An 11,314-nucleotide genomic window follows, 5' to 3' on the forward strand; every position below is an offset into this window, starting at 1 on the left:
ATAGTTAAAGAAATATGGAATAATGATTAACAATTGATCTTAAATAGGAATTATTTTTATACAAAAGGTTAATTAAAAGAAAGGAAGGATTACTATGGACTACTTACACAATCCGTTTGCATCACAGCGCCACACAGTTTTTTCGAAAAAAGGAATGGTGGCAACTTCTCAGCCACTGGCGGCACAGGCGGGCATTGAAATCATGCAAAATGGAGGAAATGCCATTGATGCAGCCATCGCAACCGCTGCGGCATTAACAGTTGTCGAACCAACTTCAAATGGCATTGGCGGAGATGCTTTCGCTTTGGTCTGGGTTAAAGACAAATTGCACGGCTTGAACAGCTCGGGTCCTGCACCAAAAAGCATCTCTCCAGAAGCGGTTAAAGCACTCGGCTTTGAAAAAATGCCGACGTTCGGCTTAGTGCCAGTGACAGTGCCGGGAGTGCCTGCTGCCTGGGCTGAGTTGTCGAAGAAGTTTGGCAAGTTGACGCTGGCTGAGGCACTAAAGCCAGCCATTCGTTATGCTGAAGAAGGATATCCGCTAACACCTATTCTCGGGAAATATTGGAAAGGCGCCTATGCCAAATACAAAACCACATTTACCGGCGAAGAATATCAAGGATGGTTTGATACTTTCGCTCCCAATGGCCGAGCGCCTGAAGTAGGGGAAATGTGGTCATCTCCGGGCCATGCTGCTACTTTAAAAGAAATCGGACAAACCGATGGCCGCTCTTTTTATGAAGGGGCGATTGCAGATAAAATCGATGCCTTTATGAAAACACATAATGGGTTCCTATCCAAAGAAGATTTGGCGGCGTTCAAGCCGGAATGGGTTGAACCTGTATCGGCAAAATACCGCGGCTATGAAGTATGGGAAATTCCGCCAAATGGACAGGGCATGGTTGCTCTGATGGCATTGAATATTTTCAAAGAGCTGGGTCAGCCAAAATGGCAGTCTGCCGATACCTACCATGAACAGATTGAAGCGATGAAATTGGCGTTTACCGATGGCAAGGCGTTTATTACGGAGCCTGAAAACATGCCGATCAGTACAGAGCATCTGCTGTCTGAAGAATATGCCGCATCTCGCGCTAAAACGATCGGAGAAACCGCTTCCGATCCGGAGCCATACGAATTGCCTAAAGGCGGGACGGTTTACCTGTCTGCGGCAGATGAAGAAGGCAATATGATTTCCTATATCCAAAGCAATTACATGGGCTTTGGTTCAGGAATCGTTATTCCGGAAACCGGTATTGGCTTGCAAAATCGCGGAGCCGATTTCTCTCTAGATTCTGAGCATCCCAACGTGCTTAAAGGCGGAAAACGAACATTTCATACCATCATTCCAGGATTCCTGACAAAAGACGGAAAAGCTGTAGGGTCATTTGGTGTAATGGGTGGATATATGCAGCCTCAAGGCCATTTTCAAGTGGTGACTAACACCATCGATTATTTAATGAATCCGCAAGCTGCACTCGACGCACCAAGATGGCAGTGGATGGAAGGAAAGACCGTTCTTGTAGAACCCAATTTCCCGAATTACCTGGCACAAGCTTTAGCTCGAAAAGGCCACCACATTCAAGTGGCGACAGATGGCGGCAGTTTTGGTCGGGGACAAATCATTTGGAGAAATCCTGAGACGGGCGTTTTGGCTGGAGGCACCGAGTCACGTACAGACGGCGCGGTAGCTGCTTGGTAAGCGCTAGAAAAGCGGAGAAAAAGAGGAGGGGCCATTCCCGGCTGAAAACGAACAAAGATCTTTTTCTCGCTTTTTTCCGTGTCGGTCTTCTCGGATTCGGTGGCGGACCTGCTGCCATTCCGCTTTTTCATCGTGAAGCCGTGACCAATTATAAATGGATGACAGAAGACGAGTTTGGCGACACCCTGGCTTTGGGGAATACGATGCCGGGGCCAATTGCCACAAAAATGGCCGGCTACATTGGCTATCGCGTCAATGGGATGGTGGGATGCCTGATTGCGCTGGCTGCTTCGGTTATCCCGACAGTAGTTATGATGATTGTCCTTTTGGGGGTTTTACAAAAGTACAAAGATCTGGAATGGGTTAACAGCATGTCAGCCGCAGTAGTGCCAGTCGTTGGCGTCATGCTGGCGGTTATGACATGGGACTTCTTTCAAAAGTCAGGCAAGTCTTTGGGAATCGGTCGCGCGATTCTATTTACAGCCATCGCCATCATCCTTTTGGAACTATTGAATATTCATCCGGCGATTGTCATATTAGGCGTTTTGATTCTCTCCTTAACTACCTTTAAGAAAGGGGTCGGGTCGAAATGATTTACTGGTCCATCTTTTTGGCGTTTTTTATCCCCGGTATTTTGGGTTATGGAGGGGGTCCTGCTTCGATTCCGCTGGTGGAAAAAGAAGTGGTGGACCGTTATGGCTGGATGACAACTCAGGAGTTTGGTGAAGTTCTGGCTCTCGGAAATGCACTGCCAGGGCCGATTGCCACAAAAATGGCAGGTTATATCGGCTATATGGAAGGCGGCATATTGGGATCGATAGTTGCTTTGTTCGCTTCGGTGGCACCGTCTCTTATTTTGATGGTTCTTTTAATGGTCACCCTTTTAAAATACAAGGATTCACCGAAAGTCAAAAACATCACCAAGCTTGTCAGGCCGGTCATCGCCGTATTGCTGGGTGCTATGACGCTGCAATTTTTCATGACCTCAGTCGATACTTCAGGTACCGTGCAAACAGTGATCCTGATTATCGTCAGCTATTGGCTGCTGGAAATCAGGAAAATTCATCCGGCTTTTGTTATTTTATTGGCGCTTGCTTACGGTGCGGTATCCGGAATCGTCTAGCTTTTGCAGGATTTAGATAATATGAAGAAGAAAAGATCATCCAATTTGGATGGTCTTTTTGTATGCTGAGTAGTTTGAGCATACTTATTTACTTTTAATTCGAGATAGTTTATTGTGGATAACAAGGATAAAATATATCCGTAATTGAAAGAGGGTGATTTGGGTGCATATGAAACCAGGTGTAGAACAATCCGTGTATGCCATTCTGCTGTTGAACATGCTGCCGGACAAAGCAGTTCTTCCGGGAGAAGCCATTAGCCAACAGCTCGGCACTTCCCCGACATATTTTCAGAAGCTCTTGAGAAAGCTGGTCAGTGCAGGCCTGATCACATCTGTACCAGGCGTTAAAGGTGGATTTAAGCTCAATAAAAAACCAAAAGACATCAGTGTTTTTGATATATATGTAGCAATCGAGGGCCAGCAATCGCTTTATTCACCCAGTGGAGTATTGGGCGACTTGTTGGAATTGGAAGAGCCTGAGCGATGCTGCCTGCTGACGGATTTGATGCTGGAAGCGGAGAATGCCTGGCGTTCCCGGATGGAACAAGAAACGATTGCTTTGCTTTCCGAGAAAATGAAGGAAGAGAAATTTCAGGAAAAAACAAAAAAACTAACCGAATGGCTGTCTCAAAAGCTGGTCGGATAAAGTGGGAAAGAGGGAAAACAATGATTGGAATTTTACCGCGCATCAACCAATTGGCAAAAAAAGCACGTGAAGAAGGGCTGACAAATGCTGAAAAAGTAGAGCGTCAAGTATTGCGTGAAGACTATTTGCGGTCAATCCGCGGACAAGTGGAATCGACTGTTACCAGCATGAAGGTCATTGATCCGCTTGGCGATGACGTCACTCCTGATAAAGTACGCCTGAAAAAACAAGCGGCCCACTCATAGGAAGCCCAAAATAGAGAGGAAGAAGACGATGAACGATTATTTAGTAAAAGCCTTAGCCTATGATGGGCAAGTTCGTGCCTATGCTGCACGTACAACTGAAACGGTAGGGGAAGCTCAGCGACGCCATTACACATGGCCGACAGCGTCAGCTGCACTCGGCCGTTCCATGACAGCGAGCGTGATGCTCGGTGCCATGATGAAAGGCGAAGAAAAATTAACCATCCGCATCAATGGGGGAGGCCCAATCGGCACCATCTTGGTGGATGCAAACGCTAAAGGTGAAGTTCGCGGATACGTGACAAACCCATTAACCCATTTTGATTTGAATGAGCAAGGCAAGCTGGATGTCAGAAAAGCTGTGGGCACGGAAGGGACATTATCGGTATCGAAAGACATCGGATTGCTTCAGCCATTCGTAGGACAGGTTCCTATTGTGTCCGGTGAACTGGGAGACGATTTTACCCATTACATTGTGACATCTGAACAAATTCCTTCCTCAGTAGGCGTTGGGGTCATCGTCAATCCCGATAACACCATCCAGGCTTCTGGCGGATTCATTATTCAATTGCTGCCTGGAACTGAAGAAAAAGTCATTGTGGAAATTGAAGAGCGCTTGAAAGTCATTCCGACCATTTCCAATATGGTCCGTGCGGGCTTGACGCCGGAAGATATCCTGAACGAAGTACTGGGAGTCGGGAATGTAAATGTACTCGATGAAATTCCAGTCCAATTTCAATGCCAATGTTCCAGAGACCGGATTTCCAGAGCGATTCAAAGCCTTGGAACTGCTGAAATTGAAGACATGATCGTCACCGATGGCAAAGCAGAAGCACAATGCCATTTCTGCAATGAAAACTACTTGTTCTCAAAAGAAAATTTAGAAGATATGCTGAACCCACAAGGATAATGCCAAGGAAAAATCCATGCACATTTGTGCCATGGATCTTTTTTATTGGAAGAATAGAAAATCTATGGTATTATTATCTTGAATTCGAGATAAGTTTCTTTTTGTGAAAAATGGGGAACGGTTAAAAATAAACAAAAAAGGACTCATTAATCTGCTCTGCTAAGTAGAGCAGGTTAAACAAGTTATCTTTTAAAACGGACTAACTTAAACTATCACTGGAGGTATTTAACAATGAAACATATTTTTCAGCAAGGCACAAATCCTGCAAAACCAACTTTCTTGATGCTCCACGGAACAGGCGGAAATGAAACCGACCTATTGGCAATCGCTGCCCATATCGACCCGGAGGCATCTGTCTTGAGCGTTCGCGGAAATGTATCTGAAAACGGCATGCCGCGCTTTTTCAAACGCTTATCCGAAGGCGTATTCGACATGGAAGATTTAAAACTCCGCACAGAAGAGCTGCATGAATTTATTGGACAGGCTGCTGCAGAGCATGGTTTTGACCGCAAAAATGTCATTGCGGTCGGCTACTCAAATGGAGCCAACATTGCGGCCAACCTGCTTTTCACCTATTCGGATTCATTAAAAGGAGCAAGCCTGCACCATCCAATGGTGCCAAACCGTGAAGCGGATCTGCCTGATTTAACTGGCATTCCCGTATTTATTGCAGCAGGAACAAACGACCCAATCTGTCCGGCAGAAGAATCGACAGACCTTGAAAAACTGTTGAAAGCAGCTGGAGCAAAAGTCGATCTGCATTGGGAAGATTTCGGCCATCAGCTGACGATGCCGGAAGTAGAAGCTGCCAAAGCATGGTACGATAAACTATAAACTTAGCCTTCCCTGAACAACAGGGAAGGTTTTTTCTTGCCATGTACAAAAGACGAATTTACAAAGAGTGTTTTCGTATTTGAATTTCCTTTTATAAAAGGCGATGCTTTTTTGACAAAGGCAGCATATGTCATTCATGATGAGAAGAAAGAACTTGAGGAGGGATGCCAGTGCAAAACAATCCGCGCATTCAGGAACAGCTAGAAGCATGGGTAAAAGATAACAAAGGCCATGCCATATTGGGAACGACCGCGCAATACATACCGGCACTCGGAAAAGAAGATCCGAGCCAGTTGGGGATCTGCATGGTCGACGATGAAGGAAATTATTATTGTGCAGGAGATACGACAAAGGAGTTTACTCTGCAGAGCATTTCAAAAGCACTGACATTTATTGCATTGAGCCGCCATTACGGCTTGGACTTTGTATTGGAAAGAGTGGATGTGGAACCGACCGGAGAAGCTTTCAACTCAATTATTCCGTTTGAGATCCATCGGCCGAACAAGCCGTTCAATCCCTTTATCAATGCAGGCGCGATTACCATATCAGCTTTGCTGCCAGGGCAGACCAGCCAAAAAAAATATGAATTCCTGCTGCAATTTCTGGAAGAGCTGGTAGGCCATCCGCTTGAGCTTGATAAGGAAGTATACGATTCGGAATGGAAATCATCTCACCGAAACCGGGCACTCGCTTACTATTTGAAGGAAGCAAAGTTCCTGGATATTGAAGTGGAAGAAGCGTTGGATATCTACATTCGTCAATGCTCGATCAAAGTCAGTACGAAAGATTTGGCATTGATTGGTTTGATCATTGCATATGATGGCTTCAATCCAATTACGAAGGTCAAGCATTTTTCAGAAGAAATTGCACAAGTTGCAAAAGTGCTCATGGTAACGTGCGGCATGTACAATTCCTCAGGAAACTTTGCAGCACATGTTGGCATTCCGGCGAAAAGTGGCGTGTCAGGCGGCATTATGGCTGCTGTTCCGCCAAAGCTTCACTCGCAAACGTATGAATTTCGAGCAGGAGCGGGCATTGGTGTCTATGGCCCCGCTATTGATGTCCAGGGAAACAGTGCGGCAGGCACGATGATGCTGCGGCAAATTTCAAAAGAATGGGATTTAAGTATTTTTTAATCCAACCCCCACGGGCTTTGAATAGCCTGCGGGGATTTTTTTGTGAAAAAGAGCAAACAGAGTGTGTTTTATAAAAGAAGACAGGGGAATAGGAGAAAGAATAAAAAAAACTGAAGGAGTGGCGAAATGGCAAAAGAACCCAAAGTGAACGAAAACAGCAAAGACGAACAATTGGAGCAGTACCGGGTGGACGATTCCGGTAAAAGCTTGACGACCAACCAGGGACTGAAGATGGCGGAAGATGAATTTTCATTGAAAGCCGGTGAAAGAGGTCCGACTTTGTTGGAGGATTTTCATTTTCGGGAAAAAATGACCCATTTTGACCATGAACGCATTCCGGAACGCGTCGTTCATGCAAGAGGATATGCTGCCCACGGTGAATTTGAAGCATATGAATCGTTGGAGAATTTGACGAAAGCGAAATTTCTATCAGAAAAAGGCAAAAAGACGCCGGTATTTGTCCGTTTTTCTACTGTGGCCGGATCAAAAGGGTCTGCAGAAACGGTACGGGACGTTCGCGGATTTTCCACGAAATTTTATACAGAAGAAGGAAATTATGATTTAGTAGGAAACAATATGCCAGTGTTTTTTATCCAGGATGCCATTAAGTTTCCGGACTTTGTCCATGCAGTAAAGCCCGAACCGCATAATGAAATGCCGCAGGCTGCCAGTGCCCATGATACGTTATGGGATTTTGTCATCAACAACCAGGAAACCGCACACATGATGATGTGGCTGATGTCTGACCGTGCAATTCCACGCAGCTTCCGCATGATGGATGGCTTTGGCGTGCATGCATTCCGTTTCGTCAATGCGGAAGGCAAATCACATTTTGTCAAATTCAACTGGAAATCGACGCTTGGCACCCATTCGCTTGTTTGGGACGAAGCGCAGAAAATTGCCGGAAAAGACCCGGATTTCAACCGCCGCGATCTTTATGATTCCATTGAACAAGGAGATTTTCCTGAGTGGGAGTTAGGTGTTCAGATTATCGCAGAGGAAGATGAGCATAACTTCGACTTTGATTTGCTGGATGCCACGAAGCTATGGCCGCAGGAAGAGATTCCAATCCAGATTGTCGGCAAGATGACTTTGAACCGCAACGTCGATAATGTCTTTGCCGAAACAGAGCAGGTAGCATTCCATCCGGGCCATGTCGTACCGGGAATTGATTTTTCAAATGATCCATTGCTGCAGGGACGCCTGTTTTCTTATACCGATACCCAGCTGCTTCGTTTGAACGGACCAAATTTTCATGAACTGCCGATAAACCGGCCAGTTTGCCCATTCCATAATAACCAGCGGGATGGCTTTGGACGCCAGACAATCAATAAAGGGCGGGTGTCTTACCAGAAGAGCTCGTTTACCAACAATACACCAGCTCCGGTGAGCGAGGCTGACGGCGGCTACTCTCATTACCAGGAGAAAATGGAAGGGCGCAAAGTGCGTGCCCGCAGCGAGAGTTTTAAAGACCACTTTTCACAAGCGACCATGTTCTGGAACAGCATGACGGAACCGGAACGAAAGCACATTATCGAAGCTTTCAGTTTTGAACTTGGTAAATGCCAGGAGACCTGGATTCGCGAAGGCGCTGTCGAAATGTTCACAAACGTTAATTTGGAAATGGCGCAGGCAGTCGCTAAAAATATTGGAGTGACTCCACCGGCAAGCGGCGGTTCTGATGTTACGAAATCTTCACCGGCATTGAGCCTGGACAATACAATAAAGTCACCTGCAACTCGCAAAGTCGGAGTTTTAGCAGATAAAGGCTTTAACGATGCTGAAGTACTGAAGATTCTTGAAGGACTCGAAGTGAAAGGCGTCCAATACGAAATCATCAGCGAAATGCAAGGCAAGTTGAAAGGTTCAAGCGGCAAAGAAGTGGAAGTTGACCACACGTTCACAACCACGGATCCCGTTTTGTATGACGCGGTCTATGCAGTAGGCGGACCGGATGTCAGCAGAAAATTTGCCAAAGAAGCGGCGCGCTATATTGGTGAAACATTCGACCATTACAAGCCGATTGGTGCAACGCATGATGGCCAGCAGTGGCTTGAAGCAGCAGGTATTGAAAGCCAGCCGGGTGTAGTGACAGCGGGAGATGGTTCAAGTTTTACCGCATCTTTCCTGGAAGCTATTACAGCACACCGCCACTGGGATAGACAAGTGGAATAAAGAGTAAAAAAAACAGGAAAAACAACTCGTAAAAAGTTCATGATGTTTAAGAAAAGACATGTCGGGTATTTTCTAAACTAAGCAAGCATTTTCAAAATACGCATAAAAAATTGGAGGAATAGAAAAATGGCCAACAATAAATTTATGGGAACGTTCGACAGTGAAACGGAAGTATTAAAGAAAATCGAGGAAATGAAAGCACAAGGCTCGAGTGAAGATGATATGTATGTAATGGCACGAGATAAAGATCAAATTTCCATGGTACGGGGACGGACAGATGTAGATTACAAATCATCTGAAGGAAACTGGATGGATAAGTTCATGGGCTTCTTATCAGGCAACGAATCTTCACGTGAAGCATTCTCAGGAATGGGTGTAGATGATGCAGAAGCAGACCGTTACTACAAGGAAGTGCAGAACGGCAAAATTTTATTATTCGTTGACCGTGAGTACGGCGCGAATTACGAAGGTAAAGCCCCATATGACAACACTTCCACAAGCGGTGCAGCAGGCACAATGGGAGCAGCTGGAGCAACTGGAGTAGGAACCAGCAGAAACCATATGGATGATGAAGCTGTAGCCAAAGACGGACTGACAGTGGATACCAATGCTGAAAACGATACCTACTACAATAAAAAAGACGATACATTCAGCCGAGATACAAATGAAACAGCAGGTGTCGGAAGAGATTCAGGTACAGGGTTTGGACTTGGATCGGATCGTACGGCTGAAGATGCAAACCGTACAGATCGCTTCGATAATAAGGATAAAGATTTAAACCGTACGGACAGCTTCAATGACACAAATAAAGACTTGAACCGTACAGGTACAGATGAAGAAAAACTTCGTTTGCACGAAGAACGTTTAAATGTCGACAAAGAGCGTGTGCAAACTGGTGAGGTCAACGTAGGAAAACACGTTGTTGAAGAAACTCAATCAATCGAAGTACCGGTAGAACGCGAAGAAGTGTACGTGGAGCGCCGCCCTGTAAATGAAGAAACAACAGGAAATTCTTTCGACAAGGATTCCGGGTTAACTGGAGATGCTTATCAAGAAGGCGAAAACATTCACATTCCGGTAACAGAAGAACGCGTCGAAGTTACGAAAAAAGACGTAGTAGCTGAAGAGATTGTGGTTGGAAAACGCAAAGTGCAAGACACAGAAACTGTCAATGAAACAGTTCGCCGTGAAGAAGCGGATATTGACGAAGATACTAATTTGACAGACGACAAGCTAACCAACAAAAAACGTACAGACCGTGATCGGTTATAATCAGTAAAGCATAAAGTAAGGCGGGGACTGATCCCCGCCTTTTTTATTTTGATAGAAGAAATTAGGTAAGCGTGTTAAGAGTATTTTTTGTCCGGCTTATGGGAATAGCGTATAGTAAAGGAAAGCAAGGAGGGGATAAACGTGGACGGCAAAAAAAGAAGTGACGTAAAGCCAGGAATTGAAGTGAACGTAATTTTAAAGCAGGATCAACGCTCTGGAAAAAAGACACGTGGCATCGTTAAAGATTTATTGACAAACTCCGCCACCCATCCGCATGGCATCAAAGTGCGATTAGAGGACGGGCAAGTTGGGCGTGTATGTGAGATTCTTTCCGCAAAATAAGCGGTGTTTCGTGCCTCTTCCATAAGGGTAAAATACAATAACCCCTATAAGGAGAGATCATAATGACAAATCGATTTATCGAAACTTATGATAGACAGGAAACTGTCTTAAAGAAAATCGAAGAGCTGAAAAAAGATGGCTATTTAGATGAAGACATGTATGTAATGGCTAAATCAGATGACCAGTTGTCTCTTGTAAGAGGCAAATCAGATGTCGAAGTTCATGCATCGGAAGGCGGATGGGCAGATCGCTTTGCCACATTCTTAACTGGAAATGAAAGGATTCATCAAGCTTTCTTGAATATGGGGATCGATGAAAATGAATCCGAGCATCTTTACAGGGACGTTCAAGACGGCAAGCTATTGCTTTACGTCAACAAAGACGCCCAGGATGCATTTGAATTGCCGGAAGACAAAAAAACGGCTATTCAAAACGAAAAACTGGAATCACAAGGCCCGCGTCCCATAGAAGAAGACCGCGAAGAAAAAGCAGTCGAACTGGATGATCATCAATACGAAGAACCTGCACACAGAAAAGACAAGCGCAACGCCGACCCAATCAGCAAGCCAGACGAGAAAAACTTTATTTAAAAGAAAAGCGGAAGCGCCTGTTCAGCTCTGACAGGGTAAGACGATTTGGCGAAGTGGCGTGTTTTCAGCCGCACAGCCAAAGTGGCTTACATCCCGAAGAGCTAGGCGCTGGAGTCTGGACAACAAAGAAAAGCGGAAGCGCCTGTTCAGCTCTGACAGGGGTAAGACGATTTGGCGAAGTGGCGTGTTTTCAGCCGCACAGCCAAAGTGGCTTACATCCCGAAGAGCTAGGCGCTGGAGTCTGGACAACAAAGAAAAGCGGAAGCGCCTGTTCAGCTCTGACAGGGGTAAGACGATTTGGCGAAGTGGCGTGTTTTCAGCCGCACAGCCAAAGTGGCTTACATC

12 protein-coding genes are annotated in these 11,314 nt (G+C 45.5%); all 12 read left to right on the plus strand.

The features are described from left to right. The first annotated feature begins 94 nt into the window (after window positions 1-94). Complete coding sequence (locus QOZ98_RS04790) at window positions 95-1,699, plus strand: gamma-glutamyltransferase family protein (RefSeq protein ID WP_308786361.1); 1,605 nt, start codon at window positions 95-97, stop codon at window positions 1,697-1,699. After that, window positions 1,693-2,292 (plus strand): chromate transporter, encoded by a 600-nt coding sequence (locus tag QOZ98_RS04795; protein ID WP_308786362.1) that lies wholly within the window; start codon window positions 1,693-1,695, stop codon window positions 2,290-2,292. The genes QOZ98_RS04790 and QOZ98_RS04795 overlap by 7 nt, the downstream gene beginning before the upstream one ends. Further along, on the plus strand, window positions 2,289-2,822 hold the full coding sequence (locus tag QOZ98_RS04800; protein WP_308786363.1) for a chromate transporter: 534 nt from the start codon (window positions 2,289-2,291) through the stop codon (window positions 2,820-2,822). Before QOZ98_RS04795 ends, QOZ98_RS04800 begins: the two co-directional genes overlap by 4 nt. A 163-nt stretch (window positions 2,823-2,985) precedes the next feature. Next, the gene (locus QOZ98_RS04805; protein ID WP_308786364.1) at window positions 2,986-3,468 is read left to right on the plus strand and encodes an RrF2 family transcriptional regulator; all 483 of its coding nucleotides are present in this window, start codon (window positions 2,986-2,988) and stop codon (window positions 3,466-3,468) included. Window positions 3,469-3,488: 20 nt separating this feature from the next. Next, window positions 3,489-3,713, plus strand: a complete 225-nt coding sequence (locus QOZ98_RS04810) for a DUF896 domain-containing protein (RefSeq protein WP_142826982.1) — start codon at window positions 3,489-3,491, stop codon at window positions 3,711-3,713. A gap of 28 nt (window positions 3,714-3,741) precedes the next feature. After that, window positions 3,742-4,620 (plus strand): Hsp33 family molecular chaperone HslO, encoded by an 879-nt coding sequence (gene hslO / locus QOZ98_RS04815; protein WP_308786365.1) that lies wholly within the window; start codon window positions 3,742-3,744, stop codon window positions 4,618-4,620. Between the two features lie 231 nt (window positions 4,621-4,851). Beyond that, window positions 4,852-5,454, plus strand: coding sequence for an alpha/beta hydrolase (locus tag QOZ98_RS04820; protein ID WP_308786366.1), 603 nt, complete (start codon window positions 4,852-4,854; stop codon window positions 5,452-5,454). Between the two features lie 164 nt (window positions 5,455-5,618). Continuing rightward, a complete protein-coding gene (gene glsA, locus QOZ98_RS04825; protein ID WP_308786367.1) occupies window positions 5,619-6,590 on the plus strand; it encodes a glutaminase A in 972 nt (323 codons plus the stop codon). Between the two features lie 126 nt (window positions 6,591-6,716). Further along, window positions 6,717-8,765 (plus strand): catalase, encoded by a 2,049-nt coding sequence (locus tag QOZ98_RS04830; RefSeq protein WP_308786368.1) that lies wholly within the window; start codon window positions 6,717-6,719, stop codon window positions 8,763-8,765. Window positions 8,766-8,891: 126 nt separating this feature from the next. Beyond that, window positions 8,892-10,037 carry a DUF2382 domain-containing protein gene (locus QOZ98_RS04835; RefSeq protein WP_308786369.1) on the plus strand — a complete coding sequence of 382 codons (1,146 nt, stop codon included), beginning with the start codon at window positions 8,892-8,894 and terminating at the stop codon, window positions 10,035-10,037. 141 nt (window positions 10,038-10,178) lie between these two features. After that, window positions 10,179-10,379 carry a YwbE family protein gene (locus QOZ98_RS04840; RefSeq protein ID WP_142826988.1) on the plus strand — a complete coding sequence of 67 codons (201 nt, stop codon included), beginning with the start codon at window positions 10,179-10,181 and terminating at the stop codon, window positions 10,377-10,379. Between the two features lie 62 nt (window positions 10,380-10,441). Beyond that, window positions 10,442-10,969, plus strand: a complete 528-nt coding sequence (locus tag QOZ98_RS04845) for a general stress protein (RefSeq protein ID WP_308786370.1) — start codon at window positions 10,442-10,444, stop codon at window positions 10,967-10,969. Window positions 10,970-11,314: the final 345 nt, after the last annotated feature.

Source organism: Planomicrobium stackebrandtii, assembly GCF_030814955.1.
In the GTDB taxonomy this organism is placed as follows: domain Bacteria; phylum Bacillota; class Bacilli; order Bacillales_A; family Planococcaceae; genus Planococcus; species Planococcus stackebrandtii.